This window comes from Roseivirga spongicola (assembly GCF_001592965.1).
Taxonomy (GTDB): domain Bacteria; phylum Bacteroidota; class Bacteroidia; order Cytophagales; family Cyclobacteriaceae; genus Roseivirga; species Roseivirga spongicola.
The window spans coordinates 1,127,468-1,154,139 of the sequence record NZ_LRPC01000001.1; the positions used below are offsets into that span (position 1 = coordinate 1,127,468).

At 41.5% G+C, this 26,672-nt stretch carries 13 protein-coding genes and 1 tRNA gene; 4 read left to right on the plus strand and 10 right to left on the minus strand.

What is annotated here, in order from left to right; genetic code table 11:
* Window positions 1-104: 104 nt before the first annotated feature.
* From AWW68_RS04915 to AWW68_RS04930, 4 genes are all read right to left on the minus strand, one after another.
* Entirely contained in the window at window positions 105-7,061 is a 6,957-nt protein-coding gene (locus tag AWW68_RS04915; protein ID WP_068217198.1) for a T9SS type A sorting domain-containing protein, read from the minus strand.
* Window positions 7,062-7,172: 111 nt separating this feature from the next.
* Entirely contained in the window at window positions 7,173-8,336 is a 1,164-nt protein-coding gene (locus tag AWW68_RS04920; RefSeq protein ID WP_068217200.1) for an AIR synthase related protein, read from the minus strand.
* 80 nt (window positions 8,337-8,416) lie between these two features.
* Window positions 8,417-10,480, minus strand: coding sequence for an OmpA family protein (locus AWW68_RS04925; protein WP_084375574.1), 2,064 nt, complete (start codon window positions 10,478-10,480; stop codon window positions 8,417-8,419).
* A gap of 39 nt (window positions 10,481-10,519) precedes the next feature.
* On the minus strand, window positions 10,520-11,017 hold the full coding sequence (locus AWW68_RS04930) for a hypothetical protein (RefSeq protein WP_068217204.1): 498 nt from the start codon (window positions 11,015-11,017) through the stop codon (window positions 10,520-10,522).
* A gap of 130 nt (window positions 11,018-11,147) precedes the next feature.
* On the opposite strand from AWW68_RS04930, the gene AWW68_RS04935 reads away from it, so the two are divergent.
* The 3 genes from AWW68_RS04935 to AWW68_RS04945 are packed head-to-tail and all read left to right on the plus strand — an operon-like array spanning window position 11,148 to window position 13,580.
* Window positions 11,148-12,038, plus strand: coding sequence for an anti-sigma factor (locus tag AWW68_RS04935; protein ID WP_068217205.1), 891 nt, complete (start codon window positions 11,148-11,150; stop codon window positions 12,036-12,038).
* Between the two features lie 5 nt (window positions 12,039-12,043).
* A complete protein-coding gene (locus AWW68_RS04940) occupies window positions 12,044-12,730 on the plus strand; it encodes a DM13 domain-containing protein (RefSeq protein WP_068217207.1) in 687 nt (228 codons plus the stop codon).
* Window positions 12,731-12,734: 4 nt separating this feature from the next.
* Window positions 12,735-13,580 (plus strand): hypothetical protein, encoded by an 846-nt coding sequence (locus tag AWW68_RS04945; protein WP_068217210.1) that lies wholly within the window; start codon window positions 12,735-12,737, stop codon window positions 13,578-13,580.
* A 131-nt stretch (window positions 13,581-13,711) separates the two neighbouring features.
* Here the strand turns inward: AWW68_RS04945 and AWW68_RS04950 are convergent, their stop codons facing one another.
* Together AWW68_RS04950 and AWW68_RS04955 are read right to left on the minus strand one after the other, a co-directional pair.
* The gene (locus AWW68_RS04950) at window positions 13,712-14,500 is read right to left on the minus strand and encodes a (Fe-S)-binding protein (protein ID WP_394364966.1); all 789 of its coding nucleotides are present in this window, start codon (window positions 14,498-14,500) and stop codon (window positions 13,712-13,714) included.
* 13 nt (window positions 14,501-14,513) lie between these two features.
* The gene (locus tag AWW68_RS04955; protein WP_068217217.1) at window positions 14,514-15,842 is read right to left on the minus strand and encodes a 4Fe-4S dicluster domain-containing protein; all 1,329 of its coding nucleotides are present in this window, start codon (window positions 15,840-15,842) and stop codon (window positions 14,514-14,516) included.
* 98 nt (window positions 15,843-15,940) lie between these two features.
* Between AWW68_RS04955 and AWW68_RS04960 the strand changes: the two genes are divergently transcribed.
* Window positions 15,941-16,013, plus strand: a tRNA-Phe gene (locus tag AWW68_RS04960).
* 111 nt (window positions 16,014-16,124) lie between these two features.
* Here the strand turns inward: AWW68_RS04960 and AWW68_RS04965 are convergent.
* The 4 genes from AWW68_RS04965 to AWW68_RS04980 all read right to left on the minus strand — a co-directional run bounded on the left by AWW68_RS04965 (window position 16,125) and on the right by AWW68_RS04980 (window position 26,649).
* Window positions 16,125-16,922: a pseudouridine synthase gene (locus AWW68_RS04965; RefSeq protein WP_068217220.1), complete on the minus strand. Its 798-nt coding sequence runs from the start codon at window positions 16,920-16,922 to the stop codon at window positions 16,125-16,127.
* 39 nt (window positions 16,923-16,961) lie between these two features.
* The gene (scpB, locus tag AWW68_RS04970) at window positions 16,962-17,549 is read right to left on the minus strand and encodes an SMC-Scp complex subunit ScpB (protein ID WP_068217228.1); all 588 of its coding nucleotides are present in this window, start codon (window positions 17,547-17,549) and stop codon (window positions 16,962-16,964) included.
* Window positions 17,549-17,935: a TraR/DksA family transcriptional regulator gene (locus tag AWW68_RS04975; protein ID WP_068217231.1), complete on the minus strand. Its 387-nt coding sequence runs from the start codon at window positions 17,933-17,935 to the stop codon at window positions 17,549-17,551. The genes scpB and AWW68_RS04975 overlap by 1 nt, the downstream gene beginning before the upstream one ends.
* A 470-nt stretch (window positions 17,936-18,405) precedes the next feature.
* Window positions 18,406-26,649, minus strand: a complete 8,244-nt coding sequence (locus AWW68_RS04980) for a lamin tail domain-containing protein (RefSeq protein ID WP_068217233.1) — start codon at window positions 26,647-26,649, stop codon at window positions 18,406-18,408.
* Between the last annotated feature and the right edge of the window lie 23 nt (window positions 26,650-26,672).

The window sequence follows — 26,672 nt, forward strand, 5'->3', positions numbered from 1 at the left end:
GTTTGTGTGAAAGGGACGTAAAGATGAAGAAAATTAAATATATATCCACAGGTGGAAATATATTTTTTGGCTTTTCGCTAAATGATAACAATTAGGTAAATCCCTTATTGAATAATTAGTTTCTTAGTTGTGCTGTAATTACCTGAGGCTAAGCGTAAAAAGTAAACTCCAGAAGAAATACCGTCTAGATTCAATGTACTCTTCATTTCAGAAGCGAGATTTTTTTGAATTACTAAGCGTCCTTCTCTGTCTATTAACATAAGCACTATTTGTTGGTTAAGCTCGACAGGAACTGAAATCTCATAGTTTAAAATACCTGTTGTGTTGGGGTTAGGGTAAATGTTAACGTCAAATTGGTTAGATTTTTCCACTGCAACTCCTTGAATATGAGAGTAACTAGCCGAACCGCTGAAGTCTGTTTGTTTGATTCGGTAATAGTATTTTCCTGAAGTTACTTCTGCGTCAGTAAATGAATATCGCTGTGTTTCGTTAGTTGTACCCGAGCCATTTAACTCTCCAATTTCAGTAAAGTCAGTTCCTCCAACACTTCTTTCAATACTGAACGTAGCATTGTTTATTTCAGAACTTGTAACCCAAGTGAGAACAACTTCTCCATTTAGGTGCCTTGCTTCAAAGCTTAGTAATTCAATGGGTAGGGCATCTACTTCTTCAGAACCAAGGGTGAAGTAAAAGCCTGTGGCTCCAGTAAAATTATGGGTGAAAGTTACAGTATTGTTTACTGCATCTATTGAAGTAGGAGATATTAAGGTATTGGCATCTGAAAAGTCTCCGTCTTCATCGACCATTAGCCTAACTAAGGTTAAATTATTGTCCCCCAATGGAGTGCCTGTAATATCATCAAGGTTAAAGGTTACAGATACTTCTCCAACAGTACCTGTTTCTTGGGCTTGCCATTCTCTGTTTAACCTACTGTTAATTCCACTTGGTCTTTCGCTATTATTCGGTGCTTCAATAGCTGCGTCATCATTACCCCAAATCAAGAAAGAGTCGTCATTTAGAAAAGAATCTATGCTAATGTCTACAATGGCATCATTGTTTTCGCTTTTTGAGTGCGTTTGGTTAAGGCAAGATAGGTCGTCTCTTCCGATTCCAGCTATATCGTTGAAGTAGGTAGCTCCTCTGGCTGAATAATCCCAAATAATACCACCGTCTGCGGCAACATAGTCGCCCTCTCTAATGGCTCCTGTAATGAGCTCATTGGTGGTAGCGTCATTATCATTGTCATTAGTTCTGGTAATGCCATATTTCAGTGCAAGGTAGGTTTCAACCTGAGCTAATTCTTGGTTGGTTAGTACTTCAGAGAAAACAATTACTTCAGCTATGTTGCCCTGAAATTGTGCTTCATTGTCATAGTCTTTTTGATTACCAATAGCCCATCGGTCTGGTTCATCTAGCGCAACGTTGTCCGAAGTTCCACTACCCACGTTCAATGAGTTTACATAAAGTTCTACTGCTCCAGAAGCGGCTTGCACTCTAGTTCCTGTAGCAATGTATGGCTCCCCGTTATTATAGGTGGTATTACTCCTTGCAGTGAAAGTATTGGTATTGGCTGCATTGAATACCACTTCTCCTCTGTAAACGCCTAAGCCATAGTCGTCTGAAGCGGTGTTGTCTTCCGCACCAATCAATGATGGGGTATTGTCAATCTGGTTGTTAGTACCTTGAAGTTGAGTGGTAGTAAACACTGCAACTAAAGACATATTACCATCGACCGTATTTGTGGAGGCTCCTGTTCTAAAATAAGAATTGTTAGTGGTGTTTTGGTCAGAGATGAAGAGTGCTGGGTTATAGTTTATTACATCGGTATTGTAAACTGGTTCAACAATTGCACCACCTCCGCCATTAGTTTCTGAGGCATTTCTACCAAATGTAGTCTGATCATTCCACTGTGAGGCGTCATCACCATCGGTGGCCAATGTTGTACCTGCATCCGAGAAAACCTCTTCATTTCCTTTTAGCCAAAGTGCTAAGTTTGTGTTCACTCCGCCAGGACCACATTGGGCAACTACGCCTAAGGTAAAGTATTCGCCATCAGCTAAGTCTATTCCAGAGAAGCTGAGTGTTGTGCCATTGAAGGTTGCGCCATCTATTAGTGTAGCTCCAGCCATTGTACCGCCAGAACCACTAGAAGCCACCATTAATCTAAAGTCTTCCGCATTGGTTCCATAACCAAGCCCTGCTAAATCGAATTGAATTTCGGTTTCTCCAACATTACCGGTGTCTTCCACACGCCAAACTCTTTCCATTCTCTCAGATATAGTAACTGGCACATCTACTGTTTCTGCAGTTGCTTGTGCTGTTGTAGCGTCATCGTGCCCCCAAATGAGAAATTCTTGATTGCCGTGAATATCTGAGTTTGAAGCATTGTCAGTTTCCACAGAGCCTAGCCCTATAGTCAAGATGCTTCCGTCTGTTGAACTCGTACTTTGCTTTTGGTTGAGACAAGCGGCATCATCTCTACCTATTCCTGCCATTCCGTTATGATAAGTTGCATTTCCGTTAGACTCATCCCAAATGATATTTCCATCAGAGTCTACTAAATCTCCTTCGGCTACTACACCAGAAATAGTTTCGTTAGTGGTAGCATCTCCATCGTTATCTTGAGGCAGGGTCAATCCGTATTTGATAGAAAAGTAGGAGTAGATTCTAAGCTTTTCTAAATCGGTAAGCGAGCTATTGTATACTAATACTTCGCTAATTGCTCCGTTGTAGTTACCTACGCTGGCTAAGTCTCCGATGTAGTTGGTTTGCGTTCCTGAAAGATCGGTAGTGTTGGCGTCTGTGTTTCTATTGAAATCATCTGAACGCAGTTCTTCAATGGTTCTGCCAGTTCCATCATAATCTGCGAAAAGTAAATATGGAGAGCTTGGGCTATCGAAAGCGTTTACTGTAACATCCATATCGTTACCCCAGTGTGCAATTGTAGCTACCGTGCTGCTTCTATAGCCGAAATGTAAATCTTGATTAGTGGTACCTCCAGTAGAGCCTAAAGCATAGTTAGTAGTCCCATCATTTCGTAAGCCAATGGCGAACATGCTGTATCTTCCTGTTCCACTTGTGGACTTAATTTCACTTAAATCGCCCAAAGAAAGTCTATCGTCTGTGCCATCAAAAGCTACTGTAGGTTGGAAGTTGATATTGTCGGTAGTATTGTTTCGGAATTGTGGGGCATTGCCATCTTGAGTTGCATCATTGCCAGCAGTTGATTGATCTGTCCAAGTGTTTAGTGCAGTCGCATCGGTGGTGGTTGAGGTGCCTAAATCAGGTCTCAACCATAGCACCATGCTAGGAGTAACTCCCCCTGGGGCACATAAATCTCTTGCTACTCCAAGGGTAAAGTATTGCCCATCGGCAAGATCGATATCGCTAAAGGTGAGCGTGCTACCATCAAAGGTTGCTCCAGTGAAGGTGCTACCATTTTCGAGTGATGTGTTATCACCTCCATTAGCTACAATGAGCTGAAAATCGGCAGCATTAGTGCTATACCCCAAGCCAGTAAGGTCAAAGGAAATGTCTGTTGAACCTACATCGCCAGTATCTTGAGCCCTCCAAATTCTAAGCATTCTTTCAGTAACTGTTCCCGGTGTTCCGTTTGTAGTTCTGGTTGCGTTGTCTGTGCTAGCTCCATCAGTTCCCCAAGTGAAGAAGTCTAAATCATCTTCAAAAGAGTTGGAGTTTGCGGCATTGGTAGAAGCTATTTCTCCCAAGCCAATGGTTAAAATAGTACCTGCGTTGCTAGATCTCGATTGTTTTTGCTCCAGGCAAGTGTCATCATCTCTGCCTATTCCGGCTATGTTGTTGGTAAATCCTGTGTCATCACTATAATCAAAAGTGATAGTGCTACCATCCGATGCTACGTAATCACCTTCTTGAATGGCACCCGAGATGGTTTCGTTGGTTGTGGCATCGGCATCATTGTCATTGGTAAGTGTAGTTCCATACTTAATGGCTAGGTAGCTCCTAATCTTCTGAGCGTCTATTGGAGTGATGTCTTCATTGTAGATAATCACTTCTTGCATGTCGCCAAAGAACCTTCTGCCAGTGTTGTTGTCAATGCCGTTTGTTTCTGATTGTCGGCCAATAGATACAGGTCCTTGGTTACTTCCATGAGTTGTTGCTTCACCAATCCCAGAGTCGTCAATATCAATATCTACTCCTGTGGAAGAGTTTGCTTGATATCCATCAACTAAGTAAGTTTTAGTATCTGCTGTGCCCGAGTTGGTGTTTATGTCTCCTTCAATAACAAAAGCACTAGAAGTAGGAGAGATGTTGAAGTTATTTTTACCATCGGCCACTATGTTACCTCTATCTCCATAAGCAGCGACACCGTAGGCGCTGTTGTTGTTGTTTCCAAAATTGACTACCCATTTGTTATTTCTATCACCTCCGGTAAGTGTGGCTTCTGGTTCAACAGTTGCAAATATGTGTGCTCCGCCTGTTGCTGCTGGGGCGAAAATGTAATTAGCGCCTAGGTTAAAGCCAATCTCGTTGGTACCAGCATTCCAATTTAAGCCTGGGTTAAAGTTCAAAGAGTTTTCTACCCAAGTAGGGTTTCTGTTCACATCTTCAACTGCATCGTAATCGTTTCTACTTTGGTCTCCCCAAGTTTCTACGGTTTGTCCATCGGTAGCGCTTGTGGTACCAGTGTTGTAGGTTTCAGCATCGGCCTTGAGCCATAGTGATAGCCCATCTTGAACGTTTCCAGGGGTACAAATAAAGAACTGAGTTCCTAGGGTAAAGTATTGTAAATCGGAGAGGTTCACGTTTTGGAAGGTTATAACATCCCCATTAAAAGTTCCACCAGTAAGAACAGTGGCACTAGAAAAGTCTGCTCCAGATGAGGCTCCGGCAATCAACAAAGAAAAATCGTCTGGGTTAGTCCCTAATCCAAGCCCCGTTAGGTCGAAAGAGATATCCGTAACGCCTACGGAGTTTTCTTCGGCCACACGCCATACTCTTTCTATCCTTTCGTTAATCACATCTGGTTTTGTGGCTACTCTGCTTGGAGTTAAACTACCTGCGTCATTGCCCCAAATTAACCATGTGTCGTCAGTACCAATTGAGCTGTTTCTATCTACCTGAACGATGCTGCCATTATTTTCGCTTTGAGATGAAAGTTGAATAAACTCAGAATCATCGTCTCTACCTATTCCGGCAATGTCATTATTGTACTCTAAGAAGCCACCAGAGGCAGCACTAATGGTGGTGTTGAAAATGGTAACGCCTGCGGAATTTACATAGTTTACTGGAGTACTTTGGTTGAGTGTTATGCCGTATTTGATAGCCAAGTAGCTTTCGATTCTGTTTCGTTGACTGCTACTAAAGCCAGCGGGTTCATTACAATAAATGATTTCAGGAATACTGCCGTAAAATGAGGCTGCAATTGCGGTTCCATCGTCATAAAGTGAGCTGCCAGCGGCATCACCAATTCCAATATTGTCGTTGTGTGTGTAGAGTAAACCTACGTTAGAGATGGTGCCAATTGATAAGCCGTTGAGGTATGCCCTCATTTGACCTGTAGAACTGCTATTTCCATCTAGCTCTACCGAAATGATATATTCGGTGTCGGTTGAAACACTAGAGGAAATGGCATTGAAAGTCCAAGGAGAGCCAGCTCCATCGGAAGCTTCATTCCAAGCACCAACATATACGTTACCATTTCTTACGTAAACATTTAGCCCTCTAGTAGCACCACCTTGCTCATAGATTTGCTGCTTAGTACTTATATCGTCTCCAGTTCTGAAGGCGATGTTGATACTTTTTTTCGAGTAAGAGGTGGCAGTATTAAAATCTGAATTATTCGCAATCTGCAAGCCCGTTTCGGTAGCTGAAAGAAAGTCTATAGTTGGGTTGAAGTTAATATCTTCTAGGGCACTGGCTGAGCCGTCTCTGTATCTTGGGGATGTTGTTAAGGTAGTAGCATCATGGTCGCCAAGAAACTGATCTTGCCAATCGGTAACAATACTATTGTCTGTGGCGGTAGTAACTCCAACATTTGCTTTAAGCCATGTATTTAAGGCAGCTTTGTAGCCACCAGGGCCGGTTGCTTTTCTGAGATTGTCATCGCTGGCAACTGCAGTGGATATTCCAGCAATCAAGTCTAGGCCAGACCCTGAGCCTGTATTTCTTGGATAGTTAGTGTCGTCCGAAAAGTCTACCAAGTCACTACCCGTGGCGGTTACATCATCGGCAAAAATGGAATATCCATAAACTATCTCGTCTGCGGCTACCCCAAATTCTGTAAAGTTAACAGCGGTTCCATTTAAAACCTGGCTGCCCAAAATTGTCTGAGGTAATGGGTTTGAAGTAGCATCTTGCCTCCTCATAACAATGGAAGTATGATTTTGACCAAGACTCCCCCAGTCGCCATCGTTGTCTCTAATTCTTACAACTGTCGGGTAATATTCATCAGGATTGCCACTAGCGTCTAAGCTTTTAATGGCGGCTACTCGTATGTCGTCATTTCCGCCCCGTTCAACAATTGGAAATACCGCATTGGCAGGCGTAGACGTTACAACTCCAGAAAAGTAGATAACATCTACTCGCTCCACATTGGCAAAGTTGGTGGCATCATTCACCAAAATATTGTCATAACCAGCATTAGAGAGCCCGCTTATGTATAAGGCCTCTTCATTATCTTGCTGTTCTGGTTGAATATTAATTTCATCGGGATTAGGCCCTGTATCCGTACTGCCATATTCATAGAAGATGATTAACTGTCGGCCAGCATCTATTCTTTGAATAATTAGGGTATCAGGTAAAACGAAATTGTCATAAACAGTAGCGCCTAAAGTATAGCTGGTTATGAATTGGTTTCGGGTTTGTCCGTAGTTAACAGTGTAGCTGGTGTTAGATGAAATTCCCCCACCAGCATCTGATGGAGAAGTAGCTACATAACTTGTAGTTGTAAGGCCTGCACTAACATTATTGAAGGTAGCCGAAGCTATGGGGGTTTGCCCCAGAGCGGTATTTTCTAGAAGCAGGAATGAGACAATTGTACATAGTAGTACTAGGTACTTCCTGGACACTTCGAGTAGCACTGTTAATTGTTTAGGTGGTCAACTAAAAAATTCTTATTAGCTGAGGCACTCAAAGATGCTAAACAAGGTGTTTAAATACAAGTAATCGCGTTTTAGACTATTTTCTACTTGTTAATATAGATACTTACCAACCGAAGATTCAATCGTGAGCTTGGTTTCTTCTAATGTTTCTACCCTTCCTATGATTTTTGCATCTACATTGAAGCTTTTACTAATGGAAATAATGTCATTAGCGTACTTTTCGTCAATGTAGATTTCCATTCTGTGGCCCATGTTGAAAACTTTATACATTTCTTTCCAATCTGTGCCGCTCTCTTGTTGAATCAACTTGAAAAGTGGGGGTATGTCAAATAGATTATCTTTTACAATGTGAACATCATTTACGAAGTGAAGTACTTTGGTTTGGGCACCACCACTGCAGTGAATCATACCTCCAATTTGATTGCGGAACTGCTTGAGTATTTCAACAATAATTGGGGCATAAGTACGAGTAGGAGAGAGTACTAATTTTCCTGCATCGAGTGGAGAACCTTCAACAGAATCGGTAAGTTTTTTACTTCCAGAGTATACCAAGTCTTTCGGAACAGACGGATCGAAACTTTCAGGGTATTTTTCTGCAATGGAGTGATGGAAAACATCGTGCCGTGCAGAGGTTAATCCATTTGAACCCATGCCTCCATTGTATTCATCTTCATATGAAGCTTGGCCATAAGAAGCTAAACCAACTATTACCTGGCCAGGCTTAATTTTTTCATTGGTTATAACCTCTTCTCGCTTCATGCGGGCAGTTACTGTACTATCTACTATAATGGTTCTAACTAAATCACCAACATCGGCAGTTTCTCCACCAGTGCTGATAATGTTCACTCCATTATCTCTCAGCATTTGAAGAACCTCTTCTGTACCATTGATAATAGCAGAAATAACCTCTCCTGGAATCAGGTTTTTATTTCTACCAATGGTAGATGAAAGCAGAATATTCTGAGTAGCTCCAACACAAAGAAGGTCATCAATATTCATAATAATGGCATCTTGTGCTATGCCCTTCCAAACACTAAGGTCTCCAGTTTCTTTCCAATATAAATAGGCCAAAGAGGACTTTGTACCGGCACCATCGGCATGCATAATGTTGCAAAACTCAGGGTCGCCAGCAATTAAGTCTGGAACAACTTTACAAAATGCATTAGGGAAAATGCCTTTGTCTAAGTTTTTGATTGCATTGTGAACATCTTCTTTTGAGGCAGAAACGCCTCTTTGCATATACCGATCGCTCATATTGAAATGATTATTCGGCAAAAATAAGAAAGCCTTCTTAAAGGAAGGCTTTCTAGGGTTGATTACTTCAGAACTTGGTATTAGTTCTTGTTATATTCTGTAACCTTGAATTCGGTTCTTCTGTTTTGCTGATGTTGTTCTTCAGAGCATTCGTCTACTCTTTCGTTGGTACAACCATTAATCAATTGTGTCTCTCCATAGCCTTTGGCAATAAGCCTGTCTCTTTCAATGCCCTGAGAAGCTATGTAGTCTACAGCTGCCTGAGCCCTTCTTTGAGAAAGATTGAGGTTATAATCGTCTGGAGCCCGAGCATCTGTGTGTGAGCTCAGTTCTATGCTAATGTTCGGATTATCTTTTAATAACTGAACCAATTTGTCTAGCTCAACTGCCGCATCTGGTCTAATTTCAGCTTTATCTAAATCGTAATAGATATTAGGTACTACAATGGCTTTTTCTAAAACAATTGGCTCCAAAGCCATGTCTTCAGTGAAAACTTTTTCGGTAAACCTTTCTACTAACTCTTCCTGTGGAATGCCTTCTCCAATAGTTGAGAATATTTTTCTGGTGGTGAAGAAATCTTGCTTTTCAGCAATTAGGAAATAATCTTTTTCTGGTTCTATAGGGAAGCTATATGAGCCTCCTCTACTGCTCAATACATCATCGACTAGTTGCTCATTGGAGTCGAGCAGCTTTACCCTTACTTCACCAAGTATGGTTTGCGAACTGTCTTCTTCAATCTTGTAAGTGGTTCCTTTTAAGGCATAAGTGATTTTTTTGAGATCTGCTGAGTTGTCTATAAACGAATAGAGGTCATCTCCGCCTGAGCCTCCAGGTCTGTTAGAGCTAAAGAAGCCCTCAAAGGGAAAATCGCTATAGACCAAGCCAAAATCATCGGAACTTGAATTGAAAGAAGGACCAAGGTTTTTGACAGTAACTACTCCTCCGCTGTTTACCGCTTCAAATAGATCTAGCATTCCAAAACCTGCATGACCGTTTGAAGCAAAATAAAGCTTGTTATCTGGCGAAACGTAAGGAAAAACCTCATCTTCTGCTGTATTGATTTGAGGCCCCATGTTGGTTACATCTGCCCAGCGCCCTCTTTCATTTAAGGTAGCTCTGTAAATATCTGAACCTCCGTAACCACCTGGCCTGTCGGAAGCAAAATAGATAGTGGTTCCCGCTTGGTTAAAAGTGGGAGAGGTATCCCAAGCCGATGGGTTATTGATTGGCATTATCTGTGGGTTAGACCATTCTCCATTGCGTTTAGTAGCAAAATAAAGGTCTACACTCCTTCTGGCCTTTTTTCCTTCAGGGTTTCCTTTGGCGAAAACAACTGTATTACCATCTGGAGAAAAGGCAATTGAGCCTTCATTTACATTCGCAGTATTGAAAAGCTCAGGAAGCTTGGTAATAGAGTTTTCATCTGGCTCTAATCCGTTTAAATCTACACTATATATGTCGCTGAAAGGCACATCGTATCTGTCGAACGTGGTTTCTTCTCGTGTGCTAACGAAGTATAATTTGTTGTTGAAGAAGAATGGGCTGTATTCAGACTGTTCAGAATTGATGCTTTCTAGCGGCTTTAAGTCAAGGTTTCTCACATTTAGGCTAATACTATCTAGCTTTTCCAGATTAGCCAGTTCCCGTTCTGCTCTTTCCTTATAAATTTCTAGCGATGCCATGCCTAGGTAATTGCTAAGTACTTCTTTGGCTTCATCGTATTTCTCTTCTGCTTTAAGAGCTTTGGCGTAATTCAACTCTAGTTCTTCACTGTTGTACCCAGCGGCCAAGGCTTTTTCATAATAAGGGGCTGAAGACCTAAGGTCTCCTAGTTTCCTGTAAGATTCGGCCGTGTAGTAGTTTATTTCAGGGGAATTAGGGTTTTCGGCCAGTAGTTCTTTAAACTCTTGAATAGCCTGAGTGTAGTTCTGGTCTTCGGCATAAGCCTTCAGTTCTTTTGGGGTAGTTTCCTCAATTTCTTTCGAGAGCACGTCTGCCGCATTTTGTGGTGCCCCAAGAGAAGGGTTAGATGGTCTGTTGACATTCTTTGGTTCTTCTTGAACGCCTAAAAAGTTCTGCTTGGAGCTACAGGCACTGATAAGCCATAAGCTAATGAGCATTAAGACAAAACCGTTTTTCCTCATGGATTGTAAATTATGCCAATTTTTTTGAAAGCCTTCTTATTATACGCTTTTTGCCACAGCAAAGTATCTATTTAACCAACTTTCCTCTGGCTTTACGAGCCATTCAGAATTGAGTTGAGCCTTGGTCTGAATATTATTATTGAAGAAGAGTGTTTCACTGGTAAAGAAGCCTTCCGCTACCAGTGTTTTCATCTTATTCATTTCTACTAACACTATTTCACCTTCCTTGTTGAAGGCCAGCTTAGTTCTGTCGAATAATTCAACATCATGTTTTTTAGCCAACTCTTGTACAAAACGTGTCATGCTGTCTATGGAACAACCACTAGCCATATTAAAATCTTCATCAATGGCTATAATGAGAAAGTGATTATAAGCCACATGACAAGAGGCTTTGAGCTGAGAACCATGGGCAGCCCATTGCTGTAAAAAAGCGTCAGCTTCCTGCGTTATTTGTTCAGCTTTTCCAACTAATGGTTGGCTAGATTGAAAAATCCAGATGCGCGATTTATCACTCAATTCGTCAAATATTGCTCTCATAATTAGGGTGTTCTGTTGAAATAACTCTCCAAATGTCGTTCGGTTGTCATTTGTAACCAATTCAATTGGACGATAATTCCATTAGCTCCGTTAGACTACTCCAATCAAATATCAACAAAACAAAACTCTGATGAAAAAGACCTTATTTTATTTCTTGCCTGCCCTGCTGCTTTTGGTGGTGGGCTGTAATGATGATGATGCTTCGGCTAGCTCTAACCTAACGCTCTCTATTCAAGGGTTAGAAGATTTAGGAAGTAGTGCAGCTTATGAAGGCTGGATAATTGTGGATGGTTCACCTGTAAGCACTGGAGTATTTACAGTAAATGCTGGTGGAGAGATGTCAGAAACCAGCTTTAATGTAAATGCTGAAGATCTGGCAGCAGCTACAAAATTTGTTCTTACTGTTGAACCAGTGCCAGATAATGACCCAGCTCCTTCTGACCAGAAATTACTCGCGGGAGATTTTAGCGCAACTTCAGCCAACTTGTCTACCGGAGTTGCTCCAGCCCTTGGTAGTTTTAATAATGCTAGTGGGATGCTCTTTTTGAGAACACCAACAGACGAAACGAACGGTAATAACGGCAATGATGAGAACGGGGTTTGGTTTGGAACTCCAGGGGCACCGCCTACGGCAGGGCTTAATCTGCCTACCTTACCCGTGGGTTGGGCCTATGAGGGTTGGGTTATTGGAGACGCTGGACCGATATCTACAGGAACATTTACCGAGTTTGACACACAAGATGATAGTAATGTTTACAGTGGTACCGAAAACAATGTAGGTCCGCCAATTCCAGGAGAAGACTTTTTCAACAACGCTCCTGCAGGCGAGACATTTCCACTAGATGTAAGGGGTAGAACTGTTGTTATTTCAGTAGAACCAGTGCCCGATAATGCTGAGGCGCCTTTTCTCTTGAAGCCACTAACGGCAGTAGTACCTACAGATGCCACCACGGCTCCAGCTACTCATAGCTTTTCTTTCAATAGTGCTGGAGTACCAACAGGCACGGCTACTAGAAACTAGGGGCTATGAAAAGTTCTGAAAATGTAATGATAAAGCATGGCCTTTTGGGGCTCATGCTTTTATCTATTTCAAGCTGTATAGGTACAGATGTAGTAGATGTGGAGCTGGTAGATGAAAGGCTGGCCATAGACACTAGGCTTACTAGTCTGGCAGTAGGAGAGTCTTATCAGTTTATGGCCGATTACTTTAATAATATGGGTGAAGAAGAGATGGCTACCGTTAATTGGTCTTCTAGCAATGAGGGTGTCATTTCCATTAGTGCCGAAGGTTTAGCAGAGGCTCATATGTTGGGTGAAGCTACAATTACTGCAGAGTATTTAGGTGCAGAAGATATGGTTACCATATCCGCTAGTGATCAAACCGTGGAAATGACAGCAAGAACTGGCAGTTTCATGGGGGCGAATAATTACTCGGTGAATGGAGACTTTAATCTTTTAGAAGAGAACGGACAATTGCTACTCACTTTTGAGTCTAATTTTCAGGCAAGTACAGGTCCGGGTTTATTCATTTTCCTGTCTAACAGTCCGAATAGTATTACAGGTGCGTTGGAAGTGGGGGCTATTCAAGCTAGCCGTGGAGAGCAAGTGTACCCAATCAGCTTGGCTAATGCTGGTTTGAATACTTACGATTACGTTTTGGTTTGGTGTAAGCCATTTGGAGTGCTATTTGGCCGAGGACGATTTGACAATTAAGACCATGAAGAAATCTACAATCATAATTCTATTGCTACTAACTACCCAGATGACCTGGGCTGGTGGTGGCTGGCCTATTCCCAAAGGAAAAGGCTATTTCAAGCTTAGCGAGTACTTCATCAGGTCTAATGGATATTTTGCTCCCAGTGGAGACGTAATAGACATAGCAACTGCAGGTATTTACATTACGAGTCTTTATGGAGAATATGGAATCACCGACCGGTTCGGAGTAATTGCCTATGTGCCTTTCTTTTCTAGGGCAACGCTAAACGAGCAAGTAGATAGAAATGGCAATGTATTGGCTCAAGGAGATGCCGTAAACTCTTTTGGTGACACAGATATTTCATTCAAATATGGGCTGATAACCAACAAGCCAATTGTTGTGAGTGCCACGCTAACTTTCGGATTGCCTTTAGGAAACGATCAAGGAGGTGAAACAGGAGTACTGCAAACTGGTGATGGCGAGTTCAACACTATGATTGCTCTTGAAGCCAGTAGAGGTATTAATGGTGGAAAAGGCTGGATTAATACTCTGGTAGGCTATAACAACCGTATTAATAACTTCAGCGATGAATTCAGGTGGGGGTTGGAGATTGGCCATAAGTTTGGCAAAAAGTGGAGTGGAGGCATTAAGTTCTACAGTGTGAACTCACTGAATAATGGGAGCGACTTTGAGACGCCTTCCAATGGTATATTCTCCAACAATATTGAATATCTAAGTTTCACCCCTGAAGTGAATTACTTCATCAAGGAAAACCTAGGTATTTCAGCGTCAATCGGAGGGGCTCTTTCGGCCAAGAGGGTGTTGGCCAGTCCAGGTTATTCGTTGGGAGTATTTATGACTTTGTAAAAGAATAAGGCTGCCTCAAAAGCTAATGTTATTCTAGACTCCGTTCCGATATATGGGGGAGATTCCCAGTCAAGCTGGGAATGACGACAATAATAGCAATTGAAACAGCCTTATTTCCATTTAACTCAGGCCTAAAGCCCTTCGTTCTTTGCAATTAATTCTGCCAAGTCCATCACTTCTACAGAATCTTCTTTCTCTTTGTTTTTCACGCCATCGCGCATCATGGTCATACAGAATGGACAGGCTGCTGCAATAATGTTAGCACCTGTAGCCAGTGCATCTTCCGTACGTTCAATGTTTACTTCTTTATTGCCTGGCTCGGCATCTTTGAACATTTGAGCTCCTCCAGCACCACAGCATAGGCCTTTGGTACGACATCTTTTCATTTCTACCAGCTCGGCATCTAAAGCCTGAAGCACTTCTCTAGGGGCTTCATAAATGTTATTGGCTCTTCCTAAGTAGCAAGAGTCGTGATATGTAATCTTCTTGCCTTTGAATTCACCACCACCTTTCATTTTTACTTTACCTTCATTAATCAATTGCTGAAGGAAGGTTGAATGGTGAATTACCTCATAGTTTCCACCTAAATCAGGATACTCATTCTTGATGGTGTTGAAGCAATGAGGGCAAGCAGTTACAATCTTTTTAACGCCATAGCCATCGAGCACCTGAATGTTGGCCATTGCCTGCATTTGAAAAAGGAATTCGTTTCCAGCTCTTCTTGCAGGGTCGCCAGTGCAGGTTTCTTCTTCGCCCAAAACAGCATAAGAGATGCCTACTTTTTCAAGAATTTTAATGAAGGCAATAGTTACCTTTTTATATCTGTCATCGAAAGAACCCGCACAGCCTACCCAAAAAAGAACTTCTGGGCTTTCGCCTTTTGCGGCCATTTCGGCCATAGTCGGAACACTTGTATTCATAGTACTCATCTTCTTACTTTTCTGCGTTTTTTAATTCATCAGCCCACTTAAATCTATCGGTAGGAGCAAATTTCCAAGGGGCAAAATTAGTCTCCACGTTTTGGAACATGCTATTCCAGCTGGCAGGAGAGCTAGACTCTTCCATGGCCGTGTATCTTCTCATTTGTAAAATGATTGAAAGCGGATCTATGTTTACTGGGCATGCTTCTACACAAGCATTACAGCTTGTACAGGCATTAATTTCTTCTTTGGTAATGTAATCACCCAAAAGAGATTTTCCATCTTCTAGTCCTTTTCCGCCTTTGGCAATGCTCGCTCCTACTTCTTCGGCACGATCTCTCGTATCCATCATTATTTTTCTAGGAGAAAGCTTTTTGCCTGTTTGGTTAGCTGGGCACTCAGAGGTACATCGGCCACACTCTGTACAAGAGTAGGCGTTCATAATGTTTACCCAGCTTAAGTCGTTTACATCTTTTGCTCCAAACCTACCTACTTCTGCAGGAGGGTTTTCAGCTCCTTCAACAGGCATACCAAGCATCATTTTTACCTCGTTAGTCACTACTGGCATATTCTCCATGTGGCCTTTTGCTTTGAGGTTAGAGTACCATGTATTAGGGAAAGCCATTCCGATATGTAAGTGCTTAGAGTAAGTTACATAAACCGCAAAGGCCAAAATACCTACAATGTGAAACCACCAAGCTGATCTTTCAATAGCGATAAGCGTTGAAGTGCTCATGCCTTCAAACAAGGGAGTAAGGAATGAACTGAAGAAAAACTTACCAGTTTGTGCATAGTGCTCATCGTTTCCTTGAATGAGCATGTCTGTAGCATTCATGGTAAGAATAGCGCACATAAGTACTATTTCAATCACTAGAATAAGGTTGGCATCTAGTGTTGGCCATTTCTTCATTTCAGCAGCATGGAATCGCTTAACTTTTAAAACGTTTCTTCTGATAAGGAATACTACGCAGGAAAAGAGTACGCCAACGGTTAGGAACTCAAACACGTTGATCAGCACTGTGTAGAAATCTCCCAATATAGGAGCGAAGATTCTGTGAGTGCCTGCCAAACCGTCAATTACAAACTCTAGTACTTCTAAGTTGATTACTAAGAAACCAACATAGATCAATAAGTGAAGAAAGGCCGGAATTATTCTCTTGAACATCTTTTTCTGACCGAAGGCTACAAGCCACATGGTCTTCCAGCGTTCAGGCTTATTGTCGTTTCGGTCTTCACTTTTTCCAAGGAAAATATTCTTTCTAATCTGAGTTATTCGCTTGTAGAGGAGCCATGAAGCTACCGCTAGAATTATTACGAATGCGAGTTGTGGCAAGTATTGCATCTTTAAGGTTCTTAAGGGGCGATTATAAACGAATTCTGAATTTATCGAAAATGTTTTGCACGGTTTAACTTTTTGTATACTTTTGTGCTCCCAATTCAGGTGCTGTAGCTCAGTTGGTAGAGCATCGGACTGAAAATCCGTGAGTCGGTGGTTCGAATCCACTCAGCACCACACCAAGAAGCCTCCTCGTGAGGCTTTTTTATTTGGGGTTGTTGAAATCGTTTGCACATGTATGCGAATATAAGAAAGGTAATAAAAAATAGTATGCATGCATACTATTTTTTATTTCAGGCCTCTAACTTCTTTTTCTGATAAAAACCTCCATTTACCTCTTGGAAGGTCTCTTTTGGTAAGGTTGGCAAATACAGTTCGGTCTAGTTTTTCTACTGTATAACCGAAGTGCTCGAAAATTCTTCTCACAATTCTGTTTCTGCCAATATGAATTTCTATGCCAATGGTTGTATTGTCTGAACCAATAAATGCCATGTCATCGATTTGCACAGGCCCATCTTCTAATTCAAAGCCTTCCATAATGGTCATAGAGTCATTCTTGGTGAGAGGCTTATCTAGCGTTACCTGATAAATCTTTTTCACATTGCTTGAAGGGTGCGTAAGCTTTTTAGCTACATCGCCATCGTTAGTGAATAATAGTAAGCCTGTAGTGGCTCTGTCTAGCCTGCCAACGGGGAATATTTGCTCATCGCAGGCATTTTTTACCAAGTCCATCACCGTTTTCCTTCCATCGGGGTCGGAGGTAGTGGTAATGAACCCTTTAGGCTTGTTGAGCAGAACATACACTAGCTTTTCTGGCTTAAGGGTTTTGCCTTGATATTTGACAACATCACTTGCCTGCACCTGATGGCCCATTTCGGTGACTACTTCTCCATTTACTCGTATTTCTCCTTTCTCAATAAGCTTATCTGCTTCTCTTCTTGAGCATACGCCAGAGTTGGCAATGTACTTATTGAGCCTCATAGGGAATGTATCCTTTTGAGAAGCTTTAGGTGCTTGGTAATCTGGAGTCTGATTTTTCTTTGTTTGGCCAGAGTGGCCTCTTGGTTTGAACGGTCTTTTACCCATAGTTTGCAGTATCACTACTGTATTTTTTGGGCAAGTTAGCTATTCTTCTTCGATAGTAGGTTGATCTTCTGGCTCACTATCGCCAATTTCATTTTCGGCTGTGGTAAAGTCTTTTGGTGTTGGCAGTTCTTTGAGATCGTTTATGCCGAAGTAGTCCATGAATTTTTCGGAAGTACCGTAGAGCATGGGCCTGCCAATAGCCTCAGATTTGCCCTTGATTTCCACTAGTTCTTTCTCTAAAAGTTTTTGGACGGTGTAATCGCAGTTAACACCTCTTATTTGTTCAATTTCAGATTTGGTAACTGGTTGCTTGTAAGCAATGATGGAAAGAGTTTCCATGGCAGAAGCAGAGAGCCTTCTCTTTGATTGCTGCTTTAACAATATGCCAATACTTGCCTGATAGGCTGGTTTAGTCAGAAACTGATAACCGCCCCCGCTTTTCACTACTTCAAAGGGAAATTCATCGGCACTATACTTTTCTTGAATGCCTGCTAAGCCCTTTTCAATATCTTCCAAAGGAATCTCTGCCTCAAACATTTCTGAGAGGCAGGATTGAATGTCTTCTATTTTGATGGCTTTAGGCGCGCAGAAAATTAAGGCTTCAATATGGTTGCCTAAAAAGTCCACTAATTTCTTTGCGACAGCTTGGCCTCAATAGAGTGCATGGTGTGTGGCACAGCCTTAAGCCTTTCTTTAGAAATAAGTTTGCCGGTATCTACACAGATACCATAGGTGCCATTTTTAATACGCACTAGAGCATTTTCTAGGTTGTTGATGAATTTCTGTTGACGGGCGGCAAGCTGGTTTAAGTTTTCCTTCTCAAGCGTGTCGGCACCATCTTCAAGCACTTTAGTAGTGTGGTTAGTAATATCATCTCCTGAGTCACCGCCTTTGGTAAGGCTCTTTTTAAGCTCAGTTAGTTCGTTTTTTGCCTTTTCAATCTTCTCTAAAATGAGCGCTTCAAATTCATTCAACTCACTTTCCGAATATCTCGTTTTTTCACTTTGGCTCATATGTTTGTGTTATAGGTTAGTCTTGAAAAATTTGCGCTAAAATAAAGCCACCTTGCTCAAATACAAAGAATAATGAAGTTTTTTGAAAACGAAATAACACCCTTTTTCATGTTAATGAAGGCGAAATATTATTCTGAAATATTCTGATTTTACCAGAGTTGGCAAAATTTGATGTAAATAAAAAAGGCTCGTTAAGAGCCTTTATGTTTTAGTAATTTGTATTGAGCAGTTCTAAACGTTTTGTTAACGCAGAAGACTCAATGTTTACATGGTATTTGAGCCGAATATAACGGGCAATTACCTCTAGTTTCCTACCACTTCTTGCGTAGCGGTCAATAGTCTGATTGATTAAACAGTTCATCTAGTTAAATCTTAGGTGGTCTCTTAGTTGAATTACAGGAATATAGTTAACAATGTTATAATATCCATAACATTAAGCTAACATTTATTTATATGTAAACTGCGTAAGACTAAAAGCGAGATGCAATGGCCACTTTTTCTCGAATGTAGCTTATTCGACCCTCTGAAGAGATCACTTCCATAATAATCATATAGTAACCCACTTTAGCTTTTCCTCCATCTTCTGTAGAACCATCCCAAGTGAAGAAGCCATCTGTCCCTACTATACTATTTTGAGTAACCCGTTTTACTACTCTACCTTCAGCATCAACTATTCTTATGTTTAGGGTATTTCCCGGATCATCAAAAGAATAGTTAACCGTAGTGAAGTTGGCAGCACCTGCTGCATCAGGAGCAAAAGTAGCAGGGTCTATTCTTATAGCTCCAGGTTGACTATCTGGATCTCTCGACTGTGAGTTGGCATAACCCGGTGTAGCTCCCCCTTCTGTAGAAGAAGCAGAAAACCAATTATTGCTATCATTTGACTCTCCGCTAAATAGTATACGTTCTAAAGAAACACCGTCAGTATCGTCTAAAAGTGAGGAGTGATAATCTTCACTGTATTCGAACTTGTCTATTTCTAAATTACTCAGATTGTAGATAAATACCGTTCCTTCGTCTGAAGGCAAGCTTGGCATAGAACTAATTTCTATAAATGCTGATTCAACGGCAGAAGGATATTGGGTTTTAATATTAGCGGCATCGTTGGTGATAACGAAATAACTATTGGGGTGAATGAACAGGTTATCTTCTGTTATTACTCGAGTATTTGTTTGGCCAGCAATTTTCCATCCTTTCAGGTTGATATATTTAGAAGAACTATTGTAGAACTCTACAAATCTATCGCCCCCACTTACTGGGTTAAATAATATCTCGTTGACTATGATGTCTTTTGCCTCTGCTGTACCAGCAATGATCAATATGGCGGATTTTCCAGAAGACTGTATCAGGTTACCAGTGCAGTCGGTTAGGTTGTTAACAGTAATAGTATACAGCGTGTTTTGCACTAAATCTGAAGCAGTTACCAAAGTAACCTTCCTTTTGGTTTCGTCTAACTGAGCCGAAATAAACGTAAGTCCATTATCTGCAGAGAAATTGTTTACACCTACGGTGGAAGGTTCTAGTCTTTCATTGAAGCTAAGCTCTATAATAGCATCGGTAACTGCAATGGCTTGTAAAACTGCAGGTCCACTTAGGTCTGGGTTGTCTCCATCGGCTGAATTGATTGTACCTGGGGTTCCACCATCTGCATTATCTGAGGCAATCCAGTTTGAAGCTTCTAAACACGGATAATCAGGATCGATTATTTCTAAAGAATAGCCGCCATTAGCTCTTAAATCGCTTCGGTACCATTCGTCTGTATAGTTGACGGAGTGAATTTCTAACGAATTAGGGGTGAATAGAGCGGATCGGTCTCCGCTGTTGTTTAAGCTTGGCCAGTTATTTACAGGTAAAACCTTACCGAAGCTACTCAGCTGATTGGCTGTTGAAGATGGCGCAAGAATTACATACTCTCCAGGCTCTATAACAAAGCTTGTCAACACAGTTGAAGTTGTAGCATCTGCCAGAATTACTCCATTTAAGTCTAGAATTTGAGAAGACACGTTTAAAACTTCCAGGTATTCTACTTCTGGTAAGCCTTGAGCAGGGGTAGGAGCCGCCATAATTTCGGTAATCACCAATTCACCAGGCGATGGAGTTGCTCCTCTCGAAAACTCAAGTGTTTCTTCAGGCAGAGTATTTCCTGCACAATCACTCAGGTTGCGGATGGTTAGGTTATAAAGTTCTCCACTAGTAAAAGCGTTACTCAGCGTAATCCTGATTTTTTTACCGAAAGCTGCCGTTTGTGTGATAGAGCTGATAGACAAGGAGCCACTAAATGAGAAGTTATTGGCGACTAAAGTGGCAACATTCATAGATTCACTAAACTCTATTTCTAATACCGTACTTGAAATCACTGTGAAGTTTTGAATGGAGGGGGCTGCTAGGTCTGGAGAATTATCGAAAACGGAGTTTTGAGCTCCAGGTGTTCCACCAACGGAGCTTGTTGTTGCTGTCCAGTTCGCATCATCATAACAAGCAGGACTCAGGTTGATCATTTCAATGCTAAATCCACCATCATCTTTAGTCTCGTCATTGTAGAATGAGCGGTCGTAGGCTACCTCAAATACTAACTCGTCATCTGCATTCTCTAGAGTTACCGTGTCGGTAATGGTTAAAGTTGGGAATGAATTAACGCCTACTGCATTGCCATACGCACTCAGTTCAGAAACTCCATTAGTTGTGGTAACGATTAGGTACTCTTCAGGAGATAAGTTAAATGAAGGTAAAGGAAATGCTGCGTTTCCATCTTTGATCACCAACTGACTCATGTCCAAAATCTCATTTGAGTTATTATAGATTTCGAAGTACTCTCTTTCTGGTAAGCCATTGCTTGGAGCTGGCGAAGCCATAATTTCCGTGATCAAGATCTCATTGGCTTGTGGGGTATCTCCTAAAGAGAATTCAAGCGTTGTGTCTGGTAATAGATTGCCAGAACAGTCAGTGATATTAGAAAGGGTGACAGAGTGCAAAATACCTTTCGCAAAATCTGAATCTAGATTGAGAAGGAGAGATGTGCCGAAGTTATCTTGAATATCGACTGAAGAAATGGTTAGCCCACTGCTTAGGCTGAAGTTGGCCGGAATCAGTGTTCCCAAGGCCATTGACTCGTTAAAAGTAACTTCCAACTGCATTTGGGTATTCACAGCCAAAGAAGGCAGTTGAGGAGCTGTTGTGTCAGCGCTATCATCATAGACTGAGTTTTGAGCTCCTGGAGTTCCACCATCACTATCGTTCGAGGCTGTCCAGTTAGAATTGTCATAACAACCTGGATTAAGGTTGATCATTTCAATGCTGTAACCTCCATTGTCTTTCGCATCATCTTGGAAGAACGAATTATCAAAGTCTACGGAGAAGATAATGGTGTTTGAAGGCGTGCTCAGCGTAACAATATCATCAGAAGACAAGGTCGGGAAGGCGTTAACCACTAGTACATTTCCATATGCTTGTAATGATGCAGCTGCCGAACTGGAAGCCAGAATTAGATATTCACCAGGAGCTAAATCATATTCACTTAGGGTAGTGGTAGAATTGTTATCAGTGAGCTTTAATCCATTGAGCGATAGAATTTCTGAAGAGTTATTGTAGATCTCAACATATTCTCTTTCTGGTAAGCCATTGCTAGGCGCTGGAGAGGCCATTATTTCCGTAATCAACAGCTCGTTGGCTTCAGGAATGGCACCTGAAACAAAGTTGGTTGTAGTATTCAGCATGTTGCCAGAACAATCTGCCACATTCGAAACGGTTAGCGTCTGAATTGTACCTAAAGCAAACTCAGAAGAAAGTGTAAGTGTGATGTCGGTTCCGAAAGCATCATTAACAGTGACAGCACTTACCGTCTCAGTTCCTGAAGTAGTGAAGTTTGCTATGAGTAAAGTGGAAACATCTATGGCCTCAGAAAACAGAAGTCTGAGCTGTGAATTTGAAATTACTTCTATGGAAGATAAGAGTGGCGCAGTGACATCGGGAGAAGTATTGTACACTGAGTTTTGAGTTCCTGGAGTTCCCCCATCTGCATTCGTGGAGGCCGCATAATTAGTTACATCAAAACAGGGTTTATCAGGGTTTATCAGCTCTATGGTGAAACCTCCATTCTGCTTGGTTTCATCATTGTAGTGGGCCTTACTATACAGAAGGGAGTCTAATGTGTTTTGATTTCTATCTAGTAGAATAAGTGTTTCACCAGTATTAGAGAGAGAAGGGAAATTGCTTAAGCCCATGGCATTTCCATAGTCTTTGAACTCAAATCGACCACCTTGATTGGAAAGTGTGATATAGGCATTGGCCTGTAAGACGAAACTTGTTAAGTAAGCCGTATCTCTTTTGTCAGTGATGGCAAAGTCTCTCAGCTCAATAGCATCTGAGCTTTGATTATAAATTTCGATGAACTCATAGTTTGGAATACCCGCATTTAGTTCGTTATCGAAGTAAACCTCATTGATTACTAAATCTCTAAAGCTTGGGACAACAGGACTTTCAAAAGTGAAATCGAAGGTTGCTGCATTAATTGCTTTCCCTTGTAGGTCTTCAACCCGGTCAACCGTGAGGGTGTAATTGGTCGCATCAAATAGACTACTGCTGAAAACCAGTGTGGCGGTTGTGGCATCTGTAGAAAGCTCAATCGCTGATGGCTGACCTGCACCATTGTTTAAGTTATAATGATTTAAACTAGTTGCCGTTGCCCTGTCTAAAGGTTCATTGAAGACTACTTCAATTTCATTGTTGTAAGTAGAATTTACAGCGGTAATGGTAGGGGCAGTTACATCATAATCGATGGTATTGCGGCTTCTAGGAACAACATCTCCATATATATCAAGCAGGTTAGCTACAACAAGCTCATAAGTTTCAGATTCAGTCAAAGCTTGGTCAAAGAACAGAGTTACGAGGCTTGGGTCTGTGCCATTTAAAACTGCTGTAAGTGGGTTGCCAATTGCTCTGTCTAACTCATAGTTTGCTGTGGTTTCAGCAAGCATTTCATCCAATTCCACTTCAAAATCAATTTCAAGGGTATTGGCATTTATTAGAGTGATTTGATTGATAAGATCGCTGTACGTGAAATCATAGGTTACCGGTTCGAGAATGTTACCATCTAGGTCTTCCAAGTTGTCAACCACCATTCGGTAATTTTCACCTTCAGTTAGCCTCACAGTGAGTAGAATGTTTACAATAGATTGATCGGCCTGACTTTGAGCTAGGCTGAAAGGGCCAACTCCACTATCAAAGCCATAATTCTCAATTTCTTCTGCCGAAGCCTGAGTCAATTCTTTAGTGAATTGAATTTGGAGACTAGTGTCAGAGGTAACAATGAACCTTCCAAACTCGGGAAGTTGGCTAGAGAATGTTGCGGTTAGGTTAACAATCAGGTCGTTTTCAAAGAGGTCAGTTACGTTGCTTATCGTAAGCGTATTGACAGCGAAGTTGCCTAGATCGGTAAAAGTGAGTTCAACAATGTGGGTGTTTTTTTCCGTTCTAACTGCCTGAAGAGGTCTGCCAATTCCATTGTTTACAGAGTAGTTGTTTACGTTTTCTGCAATTTCTTGAACCACCTCTTCTGAGAATTGCACTGCTAAAACGGTTGGGCTTAGAAGTTCAACTCCCACTAGCCTTGGTGGAAGTCTATCGTAAGTGAAGTCATAGTTTCTATTGGCGGAAATAGCATTGCCAGAAAGGTCTTCAATGGCAGTAAGTGTTAGTCTGTTTTCCACTTCCTGTTCAAAGTTGACTGAAAAATTAAGGATGACCGAGGTTTTATCTGCCTGAAGAATTGCCTGAGCTGGAGTGCCTATTGAGTTATTTGCCGTGTAGTTGTTGATGGCTTCGGCACTAGTCTCATCCAAGATTTCATCGAAATAAATGCGAAGTGTGTTTTCATCCACAACTACGACAGAATCCACATCTGGGTCATCTGTATCATAAGTGAAGTCGGTATTTAATGCCTGAAGATAGTTTAGAGAGGCATCCTGAATGTTTTCAAACTGAATTTCTATAGTTGAATTTTCAGGGAATTCTGAACCAAAGACCAAGTGAACTAATTTGGCATTCGAACCATCAACTGCTGCAGTAACTGGGTTGCCTAATCCATCATCCGCTACATAGTTAGCTACTATTTCAGCACTAGTTTCGTCTAAATCTTCATCGAAATAGATGTCGAGCAATTGACTAGAAATGACAATGATAGTATCTAGCTGATTTTGAAAACCGAAGTTTTCAGTACTCAATGCAATGGTGTTTCCAAGCGTGTCAGTCAGGTTCTGATATGTTAGACTGTAGACTGAACCTTCAGTAAGTTCACTGGCTAGCTCAAGTGTAATTCGGTTTCGAACCTCAGAATTTAAGGTGGCTCTATCTGGGTTTCCAATTCCTGAGTTAATGCTGAAGTTGCTTTCAGTTTCTGCCAGTGTTTCCTGCACTTCTTCATCAAAAATTAGATCGATGTGGTCTGGAGTTTTATAAACCAGCCTTTGTAAAACAGGAGCCTCATCATCAAATAAGAAGTCTATTGAGTTGTTATCTATACTATTACCGGCACAGTCTGTCAGTCCAGTTATGGTTAAAGTGTAGATAGTCCCTGAAGTCATTGCAGGGTTCAGCGTCAAAGTGATGCTTCTTCCGTAAGGGAGGTTCAGGTTGGAATTAGTGACGCTTACTCCATTGCTCAGGCTAAAGTTGGCTCCTGCAAGGCTTCCTTCATCAATGATCTCATCGAACACCACAATGATTTCGGAATCTGTATTGATATTGACAGCCGTAATATTCGGTCCGATAATATCTGGAGAGTTGTCATACACCGAGTTTTGTGTTCCTGGTGTACCGCCTTGCGCGTTTGAAGAAGCTATCCAGTTATTATTGTCACTACAAACCAATTCAGGGTTGATTTGCTCAAGCGTCCAACCACCATCAGCTTTGTCTTCATCTTGATACCAAGTGAGGTCATAGGTTAAACTATCTACTTGGTTGCCTAAGTTATCAAACAAAACCAGTTGCTCCCCTCCATTAGTCAGGCTGTTCCAAGATGAGACAGCCACCACATCACCAAAAGACTGATAAGTAGCCACATTTGAGGCTGAGGTTAGAATTACGTATGATCCTCCGTTCAGTACAAAATCACCAATTGTTCCGCCTGAAAGCTCAAAACCCGTTAAGTCGATTGCTTCGGAAGTAGTATTGAAAAGCTCCACAAACTCTTCAGAACTTCCGTTTGGTAGCACCAGCGGATTTGGTTCATTGCTACCCGAAGGGTCTGCCAAAAGTTCGTTGATTACTATCTGTCTGGGAGAAGTGGCTTGCTCAAATCGTGCATCAGCAGTGAGGTTTGAAGCTATAGCGTTGTCGCTGGTGTTCGAAACATTGTTGATGCTTATTTCATAGGTGTTATTCACGAAAGCTTGGCCAACGGTTAGAGTAACAATTGAAGCGTCAACTCCGCTTTGTACTGCAGATGACGGGTTTCCCCGGCCAAAATTGATGGTATAGTTAGATTCATTTTCTGCGGAAGTGGTTTCTAAATCCTGATTGAAATCTAATTCAATTGTGGTGGCAGATGTGACAGTTACATTTTCAAGCGATAAAGGGAGGTAACTGAAGTTATCTGTGAGATTTACAGCTGAAGTCAAGGTCGACTCATCAGTGACATTATTCACGGTTAACTCAAATGAGTTGTCACCAAAGTCAGAAGCAAAGGTTAGCGTAACCTGATCATTGTTTGTAACACTGCGGGTTGCAGTAGTCGGGTTTCCGATAGCGTTATCAACGGAGTAGTTTCCAACAGTTTCTGCTGCCACTTCTTCGAGGTTCAAATTGAAATCAACCAATAGGGTATTCTTGTTTTGAACCGTTATGCCCTCAATGGACAGTGGTTCTATATAGTTGAAGCTTTCTTGAAGGTTTACCGCAGAGCTTGTACTGCCTGTATTGCTAACACCATTCACCGTAAGCTGGTAGTTATTATTCGGCATGGTGGAGGTGGTGAGCGTTACCTCATTGCTGGCAGTTCTATTGGCAGATGAAATGGTAATTCCATTGTCGATAGCATAATTGTTTGTGGTTTCAGCTGATACCTGATCTACATCTTGATTGAACGTAACAACCACAGTGTTGGCATTATTGGCAACAACAGAATTCAAAGCCAAAGGAAGAACTTGTTCTTCAATTGAAAAGTCGTCCATTACTAGTTCTGCTGCAGACCCACTTCCATCACCTCTTGCAGCCGTAAGCTTTACGATAACATTTGACTCACCACTTGCATCTGAAGGAAGCTCATATTCATACTGGGTGTAGGAAGTTGTGCTGTTGTTTGGGAAAGTTGTTTCATCTCCAATCGCTACATTATCCAGAAAGTTATTGCCACCATCAATTGAAGTAGCAAAACTTACCAACACTGGCCTAGTAGAAGTACCACTGCCATTTTGTTTGGAATAGGCGTAGAATGTGAGCTTAGGATTATTAATCCCTGTTAAGTCAAGTGATATAAGTATTTCGCCAGAGAAGGAAGAAATTGGAATTATATTAATGGATGATGAGCCCGTTCTGGCGTCCGTGCCTTGATAAATTCTGTTGGTGGTTGCCACTTCATTGGCAGTCCAATTGGTAATGAACTCCACGTTGTTTCCTGTGGTAAATGCTGCTTCGAATCCTTGGGTATAAGGAAAGCTATTGACTTGGCCTGCGAGATACTGCGTGCAGAGAAAAAATATCAGGAGAAAAGTATTCCTCATTTATTGTGCTCAGGTATACTAAT

Coding starts and splice junctions, on each gene's coding strand:
- AWW68_RS04950 (WP_394364966.1), bottom strand. CDS start 14,500: ATGAATACAAGTGTTCCGACTATGGCCGAAATGGCCGCAAAAGGCGAA.
- AWW68_RS04930 (WP_068217204.1), bottom strand. CDS start 11,017: ATGAGAGCAATATTTGACGAATTGAGTGATAAATCGCGCATCTGGATT.
- AWW68_RS04975 (WP_068217231.1), bottom strand. CDS start 17,935: ATGAGCCAAAGTGAAAAAACGAGATATTCGGAAAGTGAGTTGAATGAA.
- AWW68_RS04925 (WP_084375574.1), bottom strand. CDS start 10,480: ATGAGGAAAAACGGTTTTGTCTTAATGCTCATTAGCTTATGGCTTATC.
- AWW68_RS04980 (WP_068217233.1), bottom strand. CDS start 26,649: ATGAGGAATACTTTTCTCCTGATATTTTTTCTCTGCACGCAGTATCTC.
- AWW68_RS04945 (WP_068217210.1), top strand. CDS start 12,735: ATGAAGAAATCTACAATCATAATTCTATTGCTACTAACTACCCAGATG.
- AWW68_RS04920 (WP_068217200.1), bottom strand. CDS start 8,336: ATGAGCGATCGGTATATGCAAAGAGGCGTTTCTGCCTCAAAAGAAGAT.
- AWW68_RS04940 (WP_068217207.1), top strand. CDS start 12,044: ATGAAAAGTTCTGAAAATGTAATGATAAAGCATGGCCTTTTGGGGCTC.
- AWW68_RS04965 (WP_068217220.1), bottom strand. CDS start 16,922: ATGGGTAAAAGACCGTTCAAACCAAGAGGCCACTCTGGCCAAACAAAG.
- AWW68_RS04955 (WP_068217217.1), bottom strand. CDS start 15,842: ATGCAATACTTGCCACAACTCGCATTCGTAATAATTCTAGCGGTAGCT.
- AWW68_RS04935 (WP_068217205.1), top strand. CDS start 11,148: ATGAAAAAGACCTTATTTTATTTCTTGCCTGCCCTGCTGCTTTTGGTG.